The 22,655-nt window shown below is 41.1% G+C and carries 17 protein-coding genes and 1 pseudogene; 9 read left to right on the plus strand and 9 right to left on the minus strand.

What is annotated here, in order from left to right; genetic code table 11:
- Nucleotides 1-4 precede the first annotated feature (4 nt).
- Nucleotides 5-1,669 (plus strand): PTS transporter subunit IIBC, encoded by a 1,665-nt coding sequence (locus QQS40_RS02825; protein WP_289902395.1) that lies wholly within the window; start codon nucleotides 5-7, stop codon nucleotides 1,667-1,669.
- A gap of 82 nt (nucleotides 1,670-1,751) precedes the next feature.
- Here the strand turns inward: QQS40_RS02825 and QQS40_RS02830 are convergent, their stop codons facing one another.
- From QQS40_RS02830 to QQS40_RS02840, 3 genes are all read right to left on the minus strand, one after another.
- On the minus strand, nucleotides 1,752-3,632 hold the full coding sequence (locus QQS40_RS02830) for a glycosyltransferase (RefSeq protein ID WP_289902394.1): 1,881 nt from the start codon (nucleotides 3,630-3,632) through the stop codon (nucleotides 1,752-1,754).
- An 11-nt stretch (nucleotides 3,633-3,643) separates the two neighbouring features.
- Nucleotides 3,644-4,780, minus strand: a complete 1,137-nt coding sequence (locus tag QQS40_RS02835; RefSeq protein ID WP_049356931.1) for a DUF2827 family protein — start codon at nucleotides 4,778-4,780, stop codon at nucleotides 3,644-3,646.
- Between the two features lie 131 nt (nucleotides 4,781-4,911).
- Nucleotides 4,912-5,676 (minus strand): YadA family autotransporter adhesin, encoded by a 765-nt coding sequence (locus QQS40_RS02840; protein WP_329506008.1) that lies wholly within the window; start codon nucleotides 5,674-5,676, stop codon nucleotides 4,912-4,914.
- Between QQS40_RS02840 and QQS40_RS02845 the strand changes: the two genes are divergently transcribed.
- The gene (locus QQS40_RS02845; RefSeq protein ID WP_329506010.1) at nucleotides 5,579-10,261 is read left to right on the plus strand and encodes a hypothetical protein; all 4,683 of its coding nucleotides are present in this window, start codon (nucleotides 5,579-5,581) and stop codon (nucleotides 10,259-10,261) included. The genes QQS40_RS02840 and QQS40_RS02845 overlap by 98 nt on opposite strands.
- 1,901 nt (nucleotides 10,262-12,162) lie before the next feature.
- On the opposite strand, the gene htpX is transcribed toward QQS40_RS02845, so the two are convergent.
- Nucleotides 12,163-13,014, minus strand: coding sequence for a protease HtpX (gene htpX, locus QQS40_RS02850; RefSeq protein ID WP_289902391.1), 852 nt, complete (start codon nucleotides 13,012-13,014; stop codon nucleotides 12,163-12,165).
- 78 nt (nucleotides 13,015-13,092) lie between these two features.
- Entirely contained in the window at nucleotides 13,093-13,659 is a 567-nt protein-coding gene (gene mobA, locus QQS40_RS02855; protein WP_289902337.1) for a molybdenum cofactor guanylyltransferase MobA, read from the minus strand.
- 66 nt (nucleotides 13,660-13,725) lie between these two features.
- Here mobA and QQS40_RS02860 point away from each other — a divergent pair, with 66 nt between their 5' ends.
- The 6 genes from QQS40_RS02860 to QQS40_RS02885 all read left to right on the plus strand — a co-directional run bounded on the left by QQS40_RS02860 (nucleotide 13,726) and on the right by QQS40_RS02885 (nucleotide 17,373).
- The gene (locus QQS40_RS02860) at nucleotides 13,726-13,992 is read left to right on the plus strand and encodes a YihD family protein (RefSeq protein WP_289902338.1); all 267 of its coding nucleotides are present in this window, start codon (nucleotides 13,726-13,728) and stop codon (nucleotides 13,990-13,992) included.
- Between the two features lie 9 nt (nucleotides 13,993-14,001).
- The gene (dsbA, locus tag QQS40_RS02865) at nucleotides 14,002-14,607 is read left to right on the plus strand and encodes a thiol:disulfide interchange protein DsbA (protein WP_289902339.1); all 606 of its coding nucleotides are present in this window, start codon (nucleotides 14,002-14,004) and stop codon (nucleotides 14,605-14,607) included.
- Between the two features lie 55 nt (nucleotides 14,608-14,662).
- Entirely contained in the window at nucleotides 14,663-14,998 is a 336-nt protein-coding gene (maoP, locus tag QQS40_RS02870) for a MaoP family protein (RefSeq protein WP_289902340.1), read from the plus strand.
- 100 nt (nucleotides 14,999-15,098) lie between these two features.
- Entirely contained in the window at nucleotides 15,099-16,190 is a 1,092-nt protein-coding gene (gene trmA / locus QQS40_RS02875) for a tRNA (uridine(54)-C5)-methyltransferase TrmA (RefSeq protein WP_329506013.1), read from the plus strand.
- On the plus strand, nucleotides 16,172-16,939 hold the full coding sequence (locus QQS40_RS02880) for a class I SAM-dependent methyltransferase (protein ID WP_289902342.1): 768 nt from the start codon (nucleotides 16,172-16,174) through the stop codon (nucleotides 16,937-16,939). Before trmA ends, QQS40_RS02880 begins: the two co-directional genes overlap by 19 nt.
- Nucleotides 16,933-17,373 carry a SoxR reducing system RseC family protein gene (locus tag QQS40_RS02885; protein WP_289902343.1) on the plus strand — a complete coding sequence of 147 codons (441 nt, stop codon included), beginning with the start codon at nucleotides 16,933-16,935 and terminating at the stop codon, nucleotides 17,371-17,373. Before QQS40_RS02880 ends, QQS40_RS02885 begins: the two co-directional genes overlap by 7 nt.
- Before the next feature lie 99 nt (nucleotides 17,374-17,472).
- Here QQS40_RS02885 and QQS40_RS02890 read toward each other — a convergent pair whose 3' ends face one another.
- The 3 genes from QQS40_RS02890 to pepE form a co-directional block, all read right to left on the minus strand.
- Complete coding sequence (locus tag QQS40_RS02890; RefSeq protein WP_289902344.1) at nucleotides 17,473-18,744, minus strand: M20 family metallo-hydrolase; 1,272 nt, start codon at nucleotides 18,742-18,744, stop codon at nucleotides 17,473-17,475.
- A 70-nt stretch (nucleotides 18,745-18,814) separates the two neighbouring features.
- On the minus strand, nucleotides 18,815-20,110 hold the full coding sequence (dcuC, locus tag QQS40_RS02895; protein WP_289902345.1) for a C4-dicarboxylate transporter DcuC: 1,296 nt from the start codon (nucleotides 20,108-20,110) through the stop codon (nucleotides 18,815-18,817).
- 17 nt (nucleotides 20,111-20,127) lie between these two features.
- Nucleotides 20,128-20,832 carry a dipeptidase PepE gene (gene pepE / locus QQS40_RS02900; RefSeq protein ID WP_289902346.1) on the minus strand — a complete coding sequence of 235 codons (705 nt, stop codon included), beginning with the start codon at nucleotides 20,830-20,832 and terminating at the stop codon, nucleotides 20,128-20,130.
- A 176-nt stretch (nucleotides 20,833-21,008) separates the two neighbouring features.
- On the opposite strand from pepE, the pseudogene QQS40_RS02905 reads away from it, so the two are divergent.
- A pseudogene (locus tag QQS40_RS02905) lies at nucleotides 21,009-21,155 on the plus strand (SoxR reducing system RseC family protein); the annotation flags it as partial.
- A gap of 101 nt (nucleotides 21,156-21,256) precedes the next feature.
- Here QQS40_RS02905 and potE read toward each other — a convergent pair.
- A complete protein-coding gene (potE, locus tag QQS40_RS02910; RefSeq protein WP_112122537.1) occupies nucleotides 21,257-22,576 on the minus strand; it encodes a putrescine-ornithine antiporter in 1,320 nt (439 codons plus the stop codon).
- Nucleotides 22,577-22,655 lie beyond the last annotated feature (79 nt).

A 22,655-nucleotide genomic window follows, 5' to 3' on the forward strand; every position in this document is an offset into this window, starting at 1 on the left:
AGATATGAAAAAAATGCTCAGTTTTGAGTTTTGGCAAAAATTCGGTAAATGCCTAATGGTGGTGATTGCCGTTATGCCAGCAGCAGGTTTAATGGTGAGTATTGGCAACTCACTGCCTTTGATTAGTGACACAGAATGGCTAGTACGTGTCGGAAACATTATCGCTCAAATTGGTTGGGGGATTATCGGTAACCTTCATTTATTATTTGCTTTAGCGATTGGTGGTAGCTGGGCAAATGAGCGTGCAGGTGGCGCATTTGCAGCGGGTCTTGCTTTCATTTTAATTAACTTAATCACTGGTAACTTTTTCGGTGTGAAACTTGAAATGCTAGCGGATCCAAATGCACACGTAAATACCGTATTTGCAGGCGAAATCCCAGTTGCACATTACTTTGTGAATATTCTAGGGCAACCTGCATTGAATATGGGGGTTTTCGTCGGTATTATTGCGGGTTTTGTGGGGGCAACAACCTTCAATAGTTACTACAATTTCCGTAAGTTACCTGAAGTACTCACCTTCTTTAATGGTAAACGTTTTGTTCCTTTCGTTGTTATTTATCGTTCTGTATTAGTCGCTATCGTCTTATCGCTATTCTGGCCTTTAGTCCAAACCGGAATTAACCATTTCGGTCAATGGATTGCTAATTCACAAAACTCAGCGCCAATCTTAGCACCATTTATTTATGGTACCTTAGAGCGTCTATTACTTCCGTTTGGTTTACACCACATGTTGACTATCCCAATGAATTATACGTCATTAGGGGGTACTTATGAATTCTTAACAGGTGTACAACAAGGTAAACAAGTATTTGGTCAAGACCCGCTATGGCTTGCATGGATTTCTGACTTAATTAACCTTAAAGATGCGGGTAATGTAACCCAATATAACGAGCTACTTTCAACCGTGACACCCGCTCGATTCAAAGTAGGGCAAATGATTGGTTCAAGCGGTATCTTAATGGGTTTGACACTTGCGATGTATATCAACGTAGATGAAGATAAGAAAAAACTCTATAAAGGTATTTTCCTTTCATCAGCACTTGCGGTGTTCTTAACAGGGGTAACAGAGCCAATCGAATACATGTTTATGTTTGTCGCATTACCACTTTATATTGTTTATGCGTTAGTACAAGGTTCTGCTTTTGCCATGGCAGATATCGTGGACTTACGTGTGCATTCCTTCGGTAACATTGAGTTCTTAACCCGTACACCAATGGCGATTAAAGCCGGCATTGGTATGGATGTAATCAACTTTATTTGGGTATCTATCCTATTTGCCGTTGCTATGTTCTTTATCGCGAACTTTATGATTAAGAAATTTAATCTTGCCACAGCAGGCCGTAATGGTAACTATGATGCAAAAGGTTCAGATGAAGCTTCTAGCGATGAGCCAAAAGTGGCAAATGCTAGCGCGCAAGTTATTCAAATCATCAACTTACTTGGTGGACGTAATAACATCGCAGATGTTGATGCTTGTATGACACGTTTACGTATTACCGTACATAACCCAGACTTAGTGGGTGATAAAGCAAGCTGGAAACAAGCGGGCGCAATGGGCTTTATCGTGAAAGGCTCTGGTATCCAAGCGATTTATGGGCCAAAAGCAGATGTTTTAAAATCGGATATTCAAGACGTGCTTTCATCAGGCATTAACATTCCTAAAATGTAATTCTACTTAAATATTGATTTTATCCCCGCTTTCAAAAGTGGGGATAATCGACTAATCACCCATAGCAACAATAAGGACAGTGCTACTCAATTGTTTTAAGAAATGCAAAAAATTGTTTAGATACCGACTCAAACATAAATGGCTTGACCGCCTCAATTAATTTCTTTCGATAAGCGGTACTGATGATATCATTCGTTAAAAATTGATAAGCTTGTTCAATAAACGCTTTCTCATCACCTAATGGTATTAACATACCAAATTTACCATCATTTAATATTTCTCTCGGACCTGTTGGGCAATCAAAAGCAATGATTGGTGTACCACATATCATACTTTCAATAAATACTGTCGGAAGCCCTTCTAAACGAGAAGTATGCATAAATAACTTCGCATGCTTCATAAACGGAAAAGGATTATCACGGCTTCCTAATAACAAGCAATCATCTTGTAAACCTAAGTGATGAATTTTGTCTACTAATTGTGCTTCGATATGTTCATGCCCTTTACCGATAATATAAAGTTTTTCTTTACAGCCACGTTTTTTTAACTCAGCATAAATATCCAACATCTGTAAATGATTTTTATATTCGAATAACCTTGCTACCGAAAGAATAAAAGGTTGTGCAAATAAGGCTTTATCCTCTGGATTGATTTCCTCGGCCAAGCGACAAATTCTAAAATTATCTACAGGGTTATAAATCATCTGAGTTGGTAATGCTAAATTCATTTTAGCAAAAGAAATTTTGGCCAAATGATCCATATCATGAGAAATTGTAATTGCGGCACAATGTTTAGCCAAAATAGGATAATACTGTGTGGCATTCTCTCGATATCGATCAAGATCATCTTTAATATGTACCCAACGAATAATTTTACTTGATACATCGTATTGAGAAAGAAAATCATCTAAATGCTGATTAAAATTCACAATAATGTCAAAATGATTTTGGGTTAAAAAATCTAAGATCGCATTATTTGTTCTTATCTTTATTCCGTTTTGCCAACTAGAGAAATAATGTCTCTCTTTTTCTGTTAATTGATCTTGTAATTTCCAATATAAAAAAATATTAAACTCAGACTCTACTTCCGTTAGAATAAAGGAAACTTTCACGGAATCTGGAATTAGCGAATTAATTCTTGATATAGGTGCTTCATTTAAAAGAAGTAGTTCAACCTCATAATTGGGATTTAATGCCAGTATCTTTAAGTAATTTAACAGAATCGTTTCTGCTCCACCAATGATCAATGATTGATGAACAAACAAAATCTTTTTCTTTTTATTAGGTAAATCTCTATCCCAAATATAAGAATCGCTCCATTCTGTAATCGACCCTAATAAAGGATTTGCAACCGTAATATGATTACTCTCACAAAATGCGGTAAAAATATCTGCCAACCAAAATGGTTTGATCCTTTGGCATTTTTCCGTCATCTTTTTAGCAAATGATCTACGTATTAAATAAAGTGATGCCCCGTCATTGTCATATTCATTATGATTTAAAAACACAACTGGCTTAATTTCTTCATCACCTGTTGAAATTGCACTTTTCCAAAAAGGAATTCGCCCGCCAATTTTATGTAAAAGAACAATATTCGACTCACTCTTTCTCATATTATCAATTAATTGACGAACGGAATAAGAAAAACGAGGTGCCAAGATAATGTCATCTTCAGCGACTACAGCAAAATCGTCATCATTAAGTGATTGATCTTCAGCGATCATTTTCCAAGCTTTAATATGTGAAAGGGTACAACAGATTTCTCCTAAACTCACTGATGCTCTATGATAATGAGATTGAACAAATGTTTGATCAAACAATAAATTTTCCACATTCGAAATATGCTCAAAATCATTTTTATCGATTGCTTCTAGCCTCGTAAAAAATTTTGCATCTGGATGTTGATTAAATCTATAGAGTCTTTCTTTACTTCGGGTTAAGTTAATTACATAGCCTTTAAACATAACAAACCTTATTATTCAAATAATCTTTTTAATTCTTTCTCGTATAGGTATATATTAACTGGGTTAGTGGGCAATAAAGAATCCAAATACTCATTTGCGCGTTTTACATATTGAACATGATTTTTATCATGATTCTCGATCACATCTAATAGCACTTTTGCGCCATTAAAAGCATCAAATTCATCATAGTAATAGCCAACACCTTTCGGTAATAATTTAGAATTGTGAATGAATGGATATCCCCCGTACAATGCATCATTATAGGCATAATTTAATCCATTTTCCCATTGGTGACTGAGTACTACATCAACATATCTTGTTAAAAAATCTGGCATCTGATAACGACCTTCAACAGTCATTATTCCTTTTCCTACAATTTGTGTTCTACCGATAAAGTTAAAAAATGTCGGGTTATCTTTTTTATGATAAGTATTACAAGCATAAAAATGCTTAATTTTACTTGGATCAGTTCGGTATGCCTGTTCACAAATTAAAATCGGAATAAAGCTCGTTTTTACAATATTCATATTAGCTTCAAACGAAGCAATGCGCTTACCTTTTTCAACAAAATTTGGCTTATAACCAAACTCCAGATTATGATCTTTTTTTAATCGTTCAATTACTTGATCACAAAATATTGGAGACCAAATAGCTGGTACAACATAAGAATCGCAGTCATACATAATTGAAAGATAAGAACGACAGGTATTTTCATGCTGAGGAATCATCCATACCTTATCAAACATCGTACCATTAAATACACGACCGGCTTTCTTATCAAAAAGAAAATATTCCATATCCATCACAAAATCGTTACCCATTTTATAACAGACTACTTTCCCACCATGTTCATGCATACGTGTTACTTGAGGCGGTTCAACGGTTAATGATCCCTCAATAAGAACATCCAACTCATCAATCACATCGTCAATATAGGCAAATTTTAAGTTAAGGTTATCTAGCATAAAACCTTTCGGTGGTGTTGTTCGCTTCTCAGGCCCCCAGGAAACCAATACAACATCTTGCACAATATCAGAATGTTTAAATAGTGTATAAAGATGAATCACATTTTGATTTGCGCCATTTGCCCAGATATCTGCAACTTGCGCTTCTAAATTAAAAGTAATCCCAATCTTATATTTTTTCACGTTATATCCTTGTTATATAAATCCTCTAAAAAGAGCGGTTAAACTTTAAGGTATTTTATTTATCATACTTGAAGCCATATAAAAATGACTCAGGAATTTCCTGAGTCATTTCAACTTAATGCATCAATTCATTACCATTGGTAACCGATACCGGCTCCAATATTATAATCACCTTGAGTTGTTGCTCCACCGGTTACTTTGAAGATAATCTTATTATTATCACTCATTCTCGAATAACCTACGGCAACTGCGCTTTGACCTTTATAATTGCCAACACCAGCACCAACCATTGATGCACCAGGACGCGTCACTTGTGGAATATTGGCAATAGCTGTTGCACCGGCAATACCACCACGAAGTTTCTTATCCGTTTTTCTCAGATCACTACGTACTGAATTCACATCATTACGAACCGAACTCACGGCACTATCAACATATTGTTTATTTGCCGCATCAGTCGCATGAACAGGATTCGCAACATTAGTAATACGACGTTCATGATTTTGGCGTCCTACAGATACAGTATCTTTCTCATGAGCCTCAGATCCCTGACCAATCGCCACTGCATTTTCTGCTGTTGCTTTAGCATCTTGACCTAATGCTGTTGAGTTTTTACCTGATGCTTCCGCATTATTACCAATAGCTGTTGCATTTTCGCCACTTGCATTTGAACCATACCCCATAGCTGTCGCATCTTTACCTTTCGCTGATGCGCTATTTCTATCACTAGTATTATCTGCTGCAATCGCCGTACGACCTTTGCTATCAACAATTCCTGCGTCTTCAATACGTCTTGCCGTGCTTTCTGCTACTGAGGCAGAAGATGCCGCTGAGCTTGCGCTGTTACTTGCTGCTGACGCTGAACTATCCGCTGCACTTGCGCTGTTGCTTGCCACGGATGCGGAAGATTGCGCGGAGCTTGCGCTATTACTTGCCACTGACGCTGAAGATTGCGCTGAGCTTGCACTGTTGCTTGCCGCTGAAGCTGAAGATTGCGCAGAACTTGCACTGTTGCTTGCGATAGACGCTGAAGACTGTGCAGAACTTGCGCTATTACTTGCCGCTGATGCGGAAGATTGTGCAGAACTTGCACTGTTGCTTGCCGCTGAAGCTGAAGATTGCGCGGAGCTTGCGCTGTTGCTTGCGATAGACGCTGAAGACTGTGCAGAACTTGCGCTGTTGCTTGCCGCTGAAGCTGAAGATTGTGCGGAGCTTGCGCTATTACTTGCCACTGACGCTGAAGATTGCGCAGAACTTGCACTGTTGCTTGCAATAGACGCTGAAGACTGTGCAGAACTTGCGCTGTTGCTTGCCACTGACGCTGAAGATTGCGCAGAGCTTGCACTGTTGCTTGCCGCTGAAGCTGAAGATTGTGCGGAACTTGCACTATTGCTTGCGATAGACGCTGAAGATTGTGCAGAACTTGCACTGTTGCTTGCCACGGATGCGGAAGACTGTGCAGAACTTGCACTGTTGCTTGCCGCTGAAGCTGAAGATTGTGCGGAACTTGCGCTATTACTTGCCACTGACGCTGAAGACTGTGCAGAACTTGCGCTATTACTTGCCGCTGATGCGGAAGATTGCGCAGAACTTGCGCTATTGCTTGCGATAGACGCTGAAGACTGCGCAGAACTTGCACTGTTGCTTGCGATAGACGCTGAAGATTGTGCGGAGCTTGCGCTATTACTTGCCACTGACGCTGAAGATTGCGCTGAGCTTGCACTGTTGCTTGCGATAGACGCTGAAGACTGTGCAGAACTTGCGCTGTTGCTTGCCGCTGAAGCTGAAGATTGTGCGGAGCTTGCGCTATTACTTGCCGCTGATGCGGAAGATTGCGCAGAACTTGCGCTGTTGCTTGCAATAGACGCTGAAGACTGTGCAGAACTTGCGCTATTACTTGCCACTGACGCTGAAGATTGCGCTGAACTTGCACTGTTGCTTGCCGCTGAAGCTGAAGATTGCGCAGAACTTGCACTGTTGCTTGCGATAGACGCTGAAGACTGTGCAGAACTTGCGCTATTACTTGCCGCTGATGCGGAAGATTGTGCAGAACTTGCACTGTTGCTTGCCGCTGAAGCTGAAGATTGCGCGGAGCTTGCGCTGTTGCTTGCGATAGACGCTGAAGACTGTGCAGAACTTGCGCTGTTGCTTGCCGCTGAAGCTGAAGATTGTGCGGAGCTTGCGCTATTACTTGCCACTGACGCTGAAGATTGCGCAGAACTTGCACTGTTGCTTGCAATAGACGCTGAAGACTGTGCAGAACTTGCGCTGTTGCTTGCCACTGACGCTGAAGATTGCGCAGAACTTGCACTGTTGCTTGCGATAGACGCTGAAGATTGTGCGGAGCTTGCGCTATTACTTGCCACTGACGCTGAAGATTGCGCTGAGCTTGCACTGTTGCTTGCGATAGACGCTGAAGACTGTGCAGAACTTGCGCTGTTGCTTGCCGCTGAAGCTGAAGATTGTGCGGAGCTTGCGCTATTACTTGCCGCTGATGCGGAAGATTGCGCAGAACTTGCGCTGTTGCTTGCAATAGACGCTGAAGACTGTGCAGAACTTGCGCTATTACTTGCCACTGACGCTGAAGATTGCGCTGAACTTGCACTGTTGCTTGCCGCTGAAGCTGAAGATTGCGCAGAACTTGCACTGTTGCTTGCGATAGACGCTGAAGACTGTGCAGAACTTGCGCTATTACTTGCCGCTGATGCGGAAGATTGTGCAGAACTTGCACTGTTGCTTGCCGCTGAAGCTGAAGATTGCGCGGAGCTTGCGCTGTTGCTTGCGATAGACGCTGAAGACTGTGCAGAACTTGCGCTGTTGCTTGCCGCTGAAGCTGAAGATTGTGCGGAGCTTGCGCTATTACTTGCCACTGACGCTGAAGATTGCGCAGAACTTGCACTGTTGCTTGCAATAGACGCTGAAGACTGTGCAGAACTTGCGCTGTTGCTTGCCACTGACGCTGAAGATTGCGCAGAGCTTGCACTGTTGCTTGCCGCTGAAGCTGAAGATTGTGCGGAACTTGCACTATTGCTTGCGATAGACGCTGAAGATTGTGCAGAACTTGCACTGTTGCTTGCCACGGATGCGGAAGACTGTGCAGAACTTGCACTGTTGCTTGCCGCTGAAGCTGAAGATTGTGCGGAACTTGCGCTATTACTTGCCACTGACGCTGAAGACTGTGCAGAACTTGCGCTATTACTTGCCGCTGATGCGGAAGATTGCGCAGAACTTGCGCTATTGCTTGCGATAGACGCTGAAGACTGCGCAGAACTTGCACTGTTGCTTGCGATAGACGCTGAAGATTGTGCGGAGCTTGCGCTATTACTTGCCACTGACGCTGAAGATTGCGCTGAGCTTGCACTGTTGCTTGCCGCTGAAGCTGAAGATTGCGCAGAACTTGCACTGTTGCTTGCGATAGACGCTGAAGACTGTGCAGAACTTGCGCTATTACTTGCCGCTGATGCGGAAGATTGTGCAGAACTTGCACTGTTGCTTGCCGCTGAAGCTGAAGATTGCGCGGAGCTTGCGCTGTTGCTTGCGATAGACGCTGAAGACTGTGCAGAACTTGCGCTGTTGCTTGCCGCTGAAGCTGAAGATTGTGCGGAGCTTGCGCTATTACTTGCCACTGACGCTGAAGATTGCGCAGAACTTGCACTGTTGCTTGCAATAGACGCTGAAGACTGTGCAGAACTTGCGCTGTTGCTTGCCACTGACGCTGAAGATTGCGCAGAGCTTGCACTGTTGCTTGCCGCTGAAGCTGAAGATTGTGCGGAACTTGCACTATTGCTTGCGATAGACGCTGAAGATTGTGCAGAACTTGCACTGTTGCTTGCCACGGATGCGGAAGACTGTGCAGAACTTGCACTGTTGCTTGCCGCTGAAGCTGAAGATTGTGCGGAACTTGCGCTATTACTTGCCACTGACGCTGAAGACTGTGCAGAACTTGCGCTATTACTTGCCGCTGATGCGGAAGATTGCGCAGAACTTGCGCTATTGCTTGCGATAGACGCTGAAGACTGCGCAGAACTTGCACTGTTGCTTGCGATAGACGCTGAAGATTGTGCGGAGCTTGCGCTATTACTTGCCACTGACGCTGAAGATTGCGCTGAGCTTGCACTGTTGCTTGCGATAGACGCTGAAGACTGTGCAGAACTTGCGCTGTTGCTTGCCGCTGAAGCTGAAGATTGTGCGGAGCTTGCGCTATTACTTGCCGCTGATGCGGAAGATTGCGCAGAACTTGCGCTGTTGCTTGCAATAGACGCTGAAGACTGTGCAGAACTTGCGCTATTACTTGCCACTGACGCTGAAGATTGCGCTGAACTTGCACTGTTGCTTGCCGCTGAAGCTGAAGATTGCGCAGAACTTGCACTGTTGCTTGCGATAGACGCTGAAGACTGTGCAGAACTTGCGCTATTACTTGCCGCTGATGCGGAAGATTGTGCAGAACTTGCACTGTTGCTTGCCGCTGAAGCTGAAGATTGCGCGGAGCTTGCGCTGTTGCTTGCGATAGACGCTGAAGACTGTGCAGAACTTGCGCTGTTGCTTGCCGCTGAAGCTGAAGATTGTGCGGAGCTTGCGCTATTACTTGCCACTGACGCTGAAGATTGCGCAGAACTTGCACTGTTGCTTGCAATAGACGCTGAAGACTGTGCAGAACTTGCGCTGTTGCTTGCCACTGACGCTGAAGATTGCGCAGAGCTTGCACTGTTGCTTGCCGCTGAAGCTGAAGATTGTGCGGAACTTGCACTATTGCTTGCGATAGACGCTGAAGATTGTGCAGAACTTGCACTGTTGCTTGCCACGGATGCGGAAGACTGTGCAGAACTTGCACTGTTGCTTGCCGCTGAAGCTGAAGATTGTGCGGAACTTGCGCTATTACTTGCCACTGACGCTGAAGACTGTGCAGAACTTGCGCTATTACTTGCCGCTGATGCGGAAGATTGCGCAGAACTTGCGCTATTGCTTGCGATAGACGCTGAAGACTGCGCAGAACTTGCACTGTTGCTTGCGATAGACGCTGAAGATTGTGCGGAGCTTGCGCTATTACTTGCCACTGACGCTGAAGATTGCGCTGAGCTTGCACTGTTGCTTGCGATAGACGCTGAAGACTGTGCAGAACTTGCGCTGTTGCTTGCCGCTGAAGCTGAAGATTGTGCGGAGCTTGCGCTATTACTTGCCGCTGATGCGGAAGATTGCGCAGAACTTGCGCTGTTGCTTGCAATAGACGCTGAAGACTGTGCAGAACTTGCGCTATTACTTGCCACTGACGCTGAAGATTGCGCTGAACTTGCACTGTTACTTGCGATAGACGCTGAAGACTGTGCGGAGCTTGCGCTATTACTTGCCGCTGACGCTGAAGACTGTGCAGAACTTGCACTATTGCTTGCCGCTGAAGCTGAAGATTTTGCAGAGTTTGCTGCACCTACTGCATTTGAAACCGCTGAACTAATCGTATTTTTTGAAGTTTGCGACCAACCGTAGACAATATTACCCATCTTATCAGTGGAAACTTCAAGATCATCAGTAGCACCAAATGTTACACCACCATCGTTCTTAAGATCCCAACCAACAGCTTCACCTTTATCATTCTTTAATTTATTAACGTTATTCGCAATATTAAACTTGTACTGTCGCTGATGTAGCGCACTGATTGCACTACTTGCTGCATTTGCCGTATCGCGGGCGCCAGTCGCCACTTGATAAGCCGCTGAAGCTGAATTACTTGCGGTGCGAGCTGTTGTTAAACCTAAATTAGCCGTATTCTGAGCAGATGAGGCCACTGTACTCGCTGTTTGCGATACATTTAATGCATTATTGGCAACTGTTGTTGCTGAAGAGGCCGATGTACTTGCCTGTTGCGCTGTAGTTAAAGCATTCGATATATTATTTTTGGTTTTTTGAGATAAACCATATTGCACCGTACCATTCGCATCATCGATATATTTAACCTCAAGATCGCCTGTATTCTCAACGGCAAAATTAATTCCATTTCCTGTACCAAGATTCCACGTTTTCTTTACTTCTCCTGCAACACGAAACTGATACTCGGTCTCTTTATCCGCTTTTGAATCCGCTACCGTATTAATTGCTTTAGCAACATTTTTTGCTCTTGCCACAACATCATCATCGATTGCTTCTGATGCTCGCCCCTTGCTCACTGTGATATCTTGTGTCTTCACATTAAACGTAACGTCTGCGCCTGACGCAGTTGATGCCACACTTGCGGTGGTATAAGCACCATTTACAAAATTAACGTTTTTGTTGTTTGTAATGCGCGATGTATCCGTCCCTGCTTGTTTAACATTAAAGCCACTTTTTGTTAATACGTGATAAAGTTGGCTACCATTTACAGCGTCTGTACTGGACTCCGCTATTTCACCCGCACCAACATTAACAATCTGGCGAGTAAATGGGGGTTTACCACCTGAGCCAGCATTACCTATAGAGCCAGCATTACCTATAGAGAGTGTGCCAATATTGTTTTTACCTGCTGACACCGCAGTAACATCTTGCCCATCTTTATTTTTATAAGTAATATCTAGGTTACTTGTCGATGTTGACAAACTATAAGAGCCTGAACCTAAAGCAATGCTATGAGCTTGATCATCACCAGCCATAACAACAGCGCCTTCACCAAGGGCTAAACCACTATTTGCAAGCACCTGTGCATCGGAACCTATCGCCACGCCTTTAGAGGCTGTTACAAGGGTTTTAACCCCAAAACCGATGGCATTCCCACCATTAACGCTTGTCGCTAACTTGTCTTTACCACCAATCGCAATATCACCATTTTTGACGGCTTTTACTCCCCAACCGATGGCGATAGGCCCATTACCTTGGTCAAGACTTGTACTCTTTGGGTCACCTGCTGTCCCTCCTGCAATGGCGATAGCACCTCTGTCGTCAGTTCTAACTAATGTATCTCGATTTCCTGCTGTTACTGCAGCATAAGCGACATCACAGATTTGAGAAAAAAATAAGGCTAAAACGGATAGTTTAAAAAACTTTCCCGTTGTGGAATTTTTTGATGAACTCGAGGATGAGGCTTTCGCTTCCCCTTTTGCTAATTCGGAAGTCACCACTAATGATTGTGTGGTTTTATTCCAAATAATCTTGAATACTTTATTCACTTTTCGATTATCCTAAATAATGATTAAAAATAAATTTATTTACAATACAAAAATACATACTGCAAATATACACATAGAAATGTCATTTTCGCTCAATAAGGCTAAAAAGCCTACAAACAGATGAGCCTATCAATTCTATGACAAATTAATGAATCAAACAAGAACAGAAAAAATACAATAATGAGAAGGCAGACCGACCGTGATCTTCAAGGTAATAAAAAAACCTATACACCAAGTGTGTATAGGTTTTTTTTATAATATACGCAATGCTTCGATTCGTTTTTCTAGCGGAGGATGGCTCATAAAGAGTTCACTACGTTTACCGTTAATCATAAAGGCATTAAGTGAACCTTCCATCTCTTGCGGCTCATGAATTTGCTGTAAACGTTGCAATGCCGCAATCATTTTTTCTTTACCGACAAGTTGTGCAGAACCTGCATCTGCGCGGTATTCGCGATAACGAGAGAACCACATTGCGATGATGCTCGCTAAAATACCAAACAAGATTTCTAACACCATTGAAACCAAGAAGTAAATACCTGAGCTACGGCTTTCTTCATCACCATTACGAGAACTTGCTACCACATTAGCAATCACGCGAGATAAGAAAATCACGAAGGTATTCAATACGCCTTGTAATAAGGTCATAGTCACCATATCACCGTTTGCGATGTGTGAGACCTCGTGAGCCAATACCGCTTCAGCTTCTTCTTCCGTCATGGCGTTTAATAAACCCGTACTAATTGCCACTAAAGAATTGTTTTTAGTTGCACCCGTCGCAAAAGCATTCGCATCATTAGAATGGTAAATCGCGACATCCGGTATTGGGATGCCTGCTTGTTGCGCTTGACGACGTACCGTTTCAACCAACCAACGTTCAGCTTGATTACGTGGTTCGGTGATCACCTCTGCACCCACAGAACGTAATGCCATAGTTTTTGATAAAAATAATGAAATCAATGATCCGGCAAAACCAAAAAGCATCGCCATAATTAAAATGCCACCTGTACTATTTCCTGCAATACCGGTCACATTTAAAATAATCCCTAACACAAGCATCACAGCAAAGTTAGTGGCTAAAAATAAAAGGATTCGCATCATAATAAAGTTCCTCAATAAACTAGAAAGTAAACACGGCAATAATGGAGAATTTTTTACAAAATTCAAGGTTAAACAAATAATTTATTGTAAATCTTCTAAGGTATTAAAATTTACAAATCGTCCTTCTTGTTCGTCAAATTGGACAGCAACCGCGCCATTTTTGTTCATAAATTGTAATAAACGACGTTCGCCTTGGTTTAAATAAGCGCGTAACTTCTCTTTAAGCTGAACTGACATCAAACAAAATGTCGGGTGTTCACGCGCTTTATCTTTTGCATAAGCCATCAAAGTGCGGTCATTTTTAACCGCACTTTTTAGTTTTTCTAATAAGTTTTGCGGAAAATACGGGCTATCACAAGGCACAAAAAGCACGAAATCCGTTTTAGCTTGTTCGAGTGCTGTTAACATACCGCTCAATGGTCCCTGAAAATCAGGCAATTCATCTGAAAATACAGGAAAACCCCATTGTGCATATTCCGCATGGTGACGATTAGCATTAATTGAAATATCAATCACTTGAGGTTGTAAGCGTTCAATCACATGGCTAATTAATGGTTTATTTTGTAAAAGCTGCAAGCCTTTATCCGCACCATTCATCCTCCGTGCTTTTCCTCCCGCCAAAATAACCGCACTTATTGTGTATTTCATATTTTCTTATTGCCTTATTTGAAGTATGATCTAGCCTTATTTTTCTCCATTTAAAAGGAAATAGCAATGAAATGTAAGCGTTTAAATGAAGTATTGGAACTTTTACAACCTTATTGGTCTAAAGACCCAGATCTGAGCTTGCTACAAATTCTGCAAAAAATTGCTGATGAAGCGGGATTTGATAAATCGGTAGCAGAATTATCTGATGAAATTATTATTTATCATTTAAAAATGCACGGCACAGATAAATTTGAGCCAATTCCAGGCATCAAAAAAGATTATGAAGAAGATTTTAAAACCGCATTGTTAAAAGCGCGCGGAATTATTAAATAAGGAAAACAAATGAAAAACATTTTATTTTTACTCGGTGCTTTATTTTCATTTAATGCATTCGCAGCTAATCTAGAAGAAGGGAAACAATACATTCAAGTGGGCCAAACCGCTTCCGTACAACCAGAAGTCATTGAATTCTTCTCTTTCTACTGCCCACATTGCTATGCCTTTGAAATGGAATACCACATTCCAAAACAAGTTGCAGAAAGCTTACCAAAAGGTACTGAATTTAAACAATATCACGTTAATTTCTTAGGTCGTCAATCTGAAAACCTCACTCGTGCATGGGCATTAGCGATGGCACTTGGTGCTGAAAACAAAGTGAAAGCGCCTTTATTCGAAGCGGCACAACAAGATAAATTAAGCTCAATGAACGATATTCGCAAAATCTTCATTGATAACGGCGTTACAGCTGAGCAATTTGATAACAACATCAACAGCTTTGCTGTAAACGGTTTAGTGAATAAACAAGTAAATGCAGCGGAACAGTTCCAAGTACGTGGCGTACCTGATTTCTATGTCAATGGCAAATACCGTGTAAACCCTGAAGGCTTAAATTACGACGATTTCGTCAAAGATTATGTAGAAACCGTGAAAGGTTTATTGCAAAAATAAAAAAAAATTGGTTTAATGCCTGCCGTTTTTAAATATAAAGAAGAGAGATGATTTTATGGCTGCTAGTTTCAGTGTTACTCGTCGTTTTTTTGACGACAAAAACTACCCACGCGGATTTTCCCGTCACGGTGATTATACAATCAAAGAATCCCAAGTATTAGAGCAATATGGCCAAGCGTTTAAAGCATTAGATTTAGGTGAACGCAATCCAGCGACACAAGAAGAAAAAGAATTTGTTGCATTTTGCCGTGGTGAACGTGCGCCGGAAACTTTCTTCGAAAAAACGTGGAATAAATATCGTACTCGCATCAACACCACAAAACGTGTTTACACCTTATCGGGTGATGTGAGCGAAGCGACTTCTGGTGGCGAAGATTATTCTGGCGAATAATACATTTTAAAAGGCAGGCAGAAGCTTGCCTTTTGCTTTTTTACCAATCCCCATGCTTGCCAAGGGCTGTGGGATATTTATCATTCAAACGTAAACATCAATGCAACTACCCATTTCCCAATATACCGAACTCCTGCAAAAAAAGACCGAAAAGCTGACCGCACTTTTGCAGCCCTTTAACGCCCCAGAAATCGCCGTGTTTGATTCGCCAACTAGCCATTATCGGATGCGTGCAGAATTTCGTATTTGGCATGATAAAGGCGATTTTTATCACATCATGTTTGACCAAAGCACCTTACAGCGTTATCGAGTGGATGAGTTCCCAATTGCCAGCGAACTGATCAATCGCATGATGAAAACCTTACTGCCATTGTTAAAAACTCAGGAAGTATTACATAAAAAACTGTTCCAAATTGATTATTTGAGCACGCTCAGCAATAAGATTATTGTCAGCCTGCTTTACCACAAGCAACTCACAGAAGAATGGCAAAACGCTGCTACACGCTTAAAAGAAGCATTACAACAACTTGGTTTTGATGTGCAGTTGATTGGTCGTGCGAGTAAACAAAAAATCTGTTTAGAGCAGGATTTTGTTGATGAAGTGTTACCGGTGAAAGGGCGTAATTATGTTTATCGCCAAGTGGAAAACAGCTTTACCCAGCCTAATGCAGCGGTAAATTGCAAGATGTTGGAATGGGCGATTGATTGTACCCAAGGTTCGCAAGGGGATTTATTGGAACTGTATTGTGGTAACGGTAATTTCTCCATCGCCCTTGCACAAAACTTCCGCAAAGTACTTGCTACCGAAATCGCCAAGCCATCTGTTGCGGCTGCACAATTTAATATTGCGAAAAATGGCATAGATAATCTGCAAATTATCCGTATGTCGGCAGAAGAATTTACCCAAGCCATGAATGGCGTACGTGAGTTTAATCGCTTAAAAGGCATTGATTTAAAAGCCTATCAATGCAATACGATTTTTGTGGATCCACCACGAGCAGGGCTTGACCCTGACACGGTAAAACTGGTGCAGAATTACGATCGTATTTTGTATATTTCCTGCAATCCACATACCCTTTGTGAGAATTTGCAAATCCTAAGCCAAACCCACCGCATTGAAAAAGCGGCGCTGTTTGATCAATTCCCTTATACAGATCATATGGAAAGCGGCGTATGGCTGGTGAGAAAATAAAAATTCAACTGCTTGCTGAAGCGGGAACATCGTCGGAATTGACCGCACTTTGTTCCCCTTTTGGTATTGAGCATTGTACTGAAAGCCCGCTTGCATTGGTGCGAACCGAAACCCACCTTGCCCTACGTAAACTGGATGAACCTAAGTTGGGCGATGTCTTTGTAGATTTCGTAGCCGGTGCGATGGCTCATCGTCGTAAATTCGGTGGAGGTCGTGGTGAGGCAGTTGCCAAAGCTGTAGGCATTAAGGGCTCAGAATTGCCTTCCGTGATTGATGCCACAGCAGGGCTTGGTCGAGATGCCTTTGTTTTAGCTTCTATCGGTTGCCAAGTGCGCTTAGTAGAACGTCATCCAGTAGTATATTTGCTATTGCAGGATGGACTCAACCGCGCCTATCAGGATGCAGAAATAGGTGAAATGATGCAACAAAATATGCAATTACTAGATGTTCATCATATTGCCGAACTTAATCCACAAACCGAGAGTGCCGATGTAGTGTATTTGGATCCAATGTATCCACACAAGCAAAAATCCGCCCTAGTTAAAAAAGAAATGCGGGTATTCCAACATTTGGTTGGTGCAGATTTGGATGCCGATGAGCTCTTGACACCTGCGCTACAATTAGCCCGTAAACGCGTGGTGGTAAAACGTCCTGATTATGCGGAATTCTTAGCGCAAAAAGCGCCCCATGTTAGTCGTGAAACCAAAAATCACCGCTTTGATATTTATATGGGAGAAGCACAATGCTAAAAGAAAGTGCAGTTGTAATGAGCTATGATGCGAAAACAGGCCTTGCTAAAGTGAAATGTCAATCACAAAGTGCCTGTGGAGCTTGTTCGGCTAGAGAAGCCTGTGGAACAGCTTCCCTTTCTGAGCTTAACGGAAAACGAGGTGAACATATCTTCACGGTAGAAACCATCACGCCACTCCGTGCAGGCCAAATGGTAGAAATCGGTCTAGAAGAAAAATCCATGTTATTTTCTGCATTATTAATGTATATCGTGCCGCTTTTCACTCTATTGTTTGCAACATTACTTTCTAACTATATCAGTGAAAATGAGCTCATCCGTGCGATTTTAATCTTTATTTTGACCGCACTTTCCTTTGTGATGGTTAAACGTTACACCCACAAACTCGGCCAACAAACAGAATTTCAGCCTGTTTTGTTGAGAGTGTTGTCCTAAATAAAAAGAACAGCTGAAAACAATTAAATTTTCAACCGCTCTTTTATACTTAGCTTATTACTACTCGAAAGAGCCTACATGAAGATGTAGGCTTTTCTATTAAGATAATAATCTTTGTACTAAAGAAATATAAATATTAACCCCAGTAAACAATTGATTTTCATCAAAATCAAATTCAGCTTCATGATGACCTGCTGTTCGATCTGCACCAAGAATGAAGTAAATAGCTTTGCCTCCGTGTTCTTGTACACGTCTACCTAAAATAGTCGCATCTTCACTTGCATTGAAAGCATAATCTGAATTTACGTTATTTATTTGTGGTTGTTCAAGAGATATTTCTTCGATGAGTTTTATAAGTTCAACATCATTATTCATATCCACGGCTTCACCTACAATTTCAGTTTCATACACTACATCAAAACTTATGGAGATACCTTTGGCTATTTGCATGACTTGTTCAGTCATATATTCATTAATTGCTTTATTTTCTCCCCGCACTTCTAATTGTAATTCAGCAGAGGATGGAATGACATTTCGTCCTTCACCCGCTTTTAGCACACCCACATTAATTCTTGTCATGCCTTCACCATGGCGTGCAATACCATGAAGTTGAGTGGCTGTATGCGCTGCAGCTAATAAAGCATTACGACCTAAATGGGGGGCAGCACCTGCGTGGGCTGGTTTACCTTTATAGCGAATATCAATTTTTGTAGTGGAAAGAAAATTTCTTGGATTAGCAATAACAGTGCCTGTATTTGCGCAAAAACTAATGTGTGAAGAAGCAAAATAATCTGCATCATCAATTATGCCACTTTGTGCAATGGCTGCTGCACCTCGAACACCTTCTTCTGCTGGTTGGAATACAATTTTTACTTTTCCAGTGAGTTTATCTTTGTTCTGAGCGATCCATAATGCAATGCCTAAACCTATTGTAATGTGTGAATCATGTCCACAAGCATGCATAAAACCATCGTTAATTGAGGCAAAACCTTCTTTATTTGGAATATGCTCGGGTGAACGAGTTTCCGTTACATTCACACAGTCTATATCAAAACGTAATGCAATAGTTTTTCCTGGTTTACCTGAATCAAATAATGCCACACAACCAGTATATCCTTCCATTTTTTCGAGCCATTTTTCATTGGCTCCATAGGCTTTTGCATTAGTTAAGCCTTTATCTACTACGGCTTGTTTTCGTCCACGAACAAAGTCAGGATTTATAATCTGTTTACCAAGAAAAATTTCAAAACAACCTAAGTCTTCCAAGTAATCTGCAATGCGAGAAGTTGTCCAAAATTCACTCCAACCAATTTCTGGAAAACGATGAAATTCACGACGCCATTTAACAAGTTGATTTAAATCTAAGTTCATTTTTTTCTCCTTTAAAAGTCTATAAAAATTGACCGCACTTTATTTAAGTGCGGTCAATTTTTTATTATTTCTACAACATAAATAATGCTAAGAATAAAACAGCAAGTATCATGCCTGGTGCGGTACGTTTTACCATTTCTACTGGGCTTACCATCGCAAGGCCTGCACAAACAATGGTTACACCTGCAATTGGTGAAGCTGTACGACCAATTGCACCCGCAATGGCTGCTGCCATACCTAGATTTACATGAGTGTATCCGAGTTCTACAGCATGTGGTGTGACGGCACTGTTAAAGGCAATCGCTGCAGCATCGCCAGAACCTGTAATTAAGCCCATTAAGAATGGTCCAATTGTTGCACCCCAACGTACAAATTCGTTGGATTCTTTTAAGAAAGAAATTGCAGCATCAACTGCGCCCGTAGATTTTAAACCTGCTACAAATACACTGGCTGCAATGATGATACCAAGTACGTTTGCATAAGAATTTCCCATACCATTGAAAAATTCTTCAGTGATTTTCACTGGAGAAATACGAGTGACTATAATGCCATAAATTGCACCAATCAACATCGCTTGAGGCACACCCATTTTAGTCCATTCAAGACCCTGTACTTGTTGTAATGACGTTCCACCAATCACTAAAATAACTAATGGTATTAATGGTGCAAGGGCATAAAGTACATTGACGCCTTCAACAACTTTAATTTCACTTTCTTTTTGTTCTGCGAGATAAGCTTGGCGATGTTGTTCACCATAATCTTTAAAAACAAGCGCAAGAATTGTTAAAACAACCGCACCTATTGCTCCCGCAATCATGTTATATGGCGCATGTGAAAGGTTTACTTGAGCGATAGTTAAGCCTGACATTTCACTAATCATTGCTGAGTGAGAAGAACCTGGGCTCATCATTGAGCCAAAAGTCCCTGCTAAAATAGCTGCCCCAGCAGTAGCTGGTCGAACACCCGCACTTTTTAAAACGGGAATTAATGTTGCGCCAACCGCAGCAGCACAACCAGCAGCAGAAGGAATAGCAATATTGATGAAAAAGGTGATGACTGTTGCAATCGGAATTAAGAAGAATTTTAATCCGCTTAATGGTTTGGTAAGTAAATGCACCAGATGAGTATCACATTGAGTGTATTTCATTACATAAGCAAAACCCATACTAGAACAGATAGCCATAATTAATCCGCCCGATGTCATGCTTTTGGCAAAAGCATCTAATGCGCCCATTGGATTAATCGTCAGAATAGACATTATTAAACCGACACCAATCAAAACGGTTCGGGTTTCGGCTTTTTTAATCAGAAAATAAATTGTGGCAATAATGCCAATCACTGCAACGATGGATTTAAATAATTCCATTATATGTTCCTTTTAAGTTAATAAGAAAAAGTTGTATTGATGTCAAATGTGCCACATTCCATATTTTCACTGAAGCACAAAATAGGATTTTCGCCCAACACAGTTGCCATTTCATTTTGTATATGAAGCGCAGAACCTTCAGGTAATGCATATACAAATGCAGTTGGATTAACGAGTAAAAATTCTGCCAAACGTTCTTCTCGGCTTTCTCCATTGTGGCCTTGCATTTTACCTGAAATAAAGTGCGGATTAATTTGATGAGGAAAAAGTTGTAATGCTTGAAATGAAGGAGGATAAGTAATCGGCATATCATTAGTTGTCATAATGGATGCACCAGCTACATTGGCCCCAGCACTCCAACCAAAATAAGGCGTACCGTTATTTACTTTTTCACGAATGATATCAATCAAATTGTGTTCATAAAGTTGTTTTAACAAACAAAATGTATTCCCGCCGCCAATAGCGATGACATCTGATTGTTCAATGATATCTCGATGCAGCTCACCATGATGAACGGAAACAATATTCATCCCTAAATCAGGGAGTGCATTTTGCACAGTTTTTTCATATTCATCAAAAGTGCGGCGTACCCCAGCATAAGGCACAAAAGCAATTGTTTTACCATGATAATCAGCCAAGAAATTTTGTAACCAAGGTATGGTGTGTTCAAGATAACCTGTGTTCTTGTATTTTGAGCTACTGAGCAGTAACATGTTTTTCATTTTCCACTCCTTTTTAGAGGCATTTAGCAATACCGATATTACGCTTAGAAAAGGTTAATTTTCAACGAAAAATTATTATTGTTTGACGAATATCAAAAAATAAACCGTATCAGGAGAAAACTATGTCAATTAATCTTAATCGTGTTCAAAATTTAATTGAAAAACTGGCTTTTATTTCATGTTATATCAGTGAAAATGAGACCATCCGTGCGATTTTAATCTTTATGTTGACCGCACTTTCCTTTGTCATAGTTAAACGTTACACCCGAAAACTCGGCCAACAAACAGAATTTCAGCTTGTGTTGTTAAGAGTATTGTCCTAAATAAAAAGAACGGTTGAAAACAATTAAATTTTCAACCGCTCTTTTGTACTTAGCTTATTACTACTCGAAAGAGCCTACATTAAGATGTGGGCGTTTCTTTTTTAATTAGCTTGTGATTTTTTAAGATCAAATTTGTAAGAAACAAAACCATACAATGTCCAACCAATAAAGGTCACAATTGAACCATATAACATCGCTTGTTCACCGGCTGCATAAAGTGCATAGATACTATAGAGTGAACCAATAAAGGCAACAAAAACGGTTGTTTTATATTTTTGTGGCGCAACATTTTCCGCTTTCAATAACACTGCGAGAGCAGCCATTGAGAGTAAGTATGGGATGACGTTTGTAACCACTGCTAAGTCCACCAACACGTTAAATTGTTTATTTAATGATGGGCTGATTGTCATTAAAGAGAGTAAAGTTTGTAACGCAGTAATGGTAATCATACCAACAACAGGTGCATCTTTACTGGTAACTTTTTTGAAAAATGCTGGGAAATAACCTTCTTCTGCTGAAGATTTGAATACTTGAGCAATAGTGAACTGCCAGCCTAATAATGAACCAAAGCAAGACATCACCATTAAGCCCATGATAACTTTACCGACAGTTTCATCAAACATATGAGCAAAGGCTAAACCGAATGGCGCTGTTGAATTAGCAAGTTCAAGGTTAGGTACAATACCTGCAATCACGTTAGTTGAAACGATATAAATTACTGCTGCTCCTAAGGTACCACCAAGTACTGCAATTGGTACGTTTTTCTCTGGATTTTCAACGGCATCTGCGTTAGCACAAGCTGATTCTAACCCTAAGAACGCCCATAATGTCATTGAAATAGATACACCGATCGCTTCAAAAGTTGGTACATTGTGTGGATTCCAAGAGTTTACATACATTGAACCATCAAACCATTTCCAACCAATGATAGAAATACCTACCACAGGAATAATTACGCCCCAAATGGTAAATGAACTGATATTACCGGTGATTCTTGCACCACCAAAGTTAAGAACGGTTGCAAGCCAAAGAGTGAAGATAGTCCATAATGCGATAGAAAGTGGTGAAAGGATTGCGCCGAAAAGCTCTGAACCATAACCCACCGCAGAAATTGCGATTGCTGTATTGGCAATAACTAATGATACACCGTAAGTGTAGTTTGCCATGAAGTTACCGGCTTTACCGAAAGAGTATTCCGCATAACCGCCCATACCACCAGATTTTTTGCTAAACATTCCACATTGGGCAAATGCATATGCTAATGCAGTTGAGCCAACCGCTGTGACCAGCCAAGATACTATTGAAATGGTTCCAATTTCGGCTAATTTAGTCGGTAACATAATGATACCAGAACCCATCATATTAACCATGGTAAGAATGGTGAGTTGTACCACACCAATTTTATTACTTTTAGCACTCATAATTTATACTCCTACAAGTGCGGTCAAAAAATCAGATGTTTTTAACCGCACTTTTTTGTTTGTGCTGAGAGAGTTATGA

The organism is Haemophilus parainfluenzae, assembly GCF_036288925.1.
Taxonomy (GTDB): domain Bacteria; phylum Pseudomonadota; class Gammaproteobacteria; order Enterobacterales; family Pasteurellaceae; genus Haemophilus_D.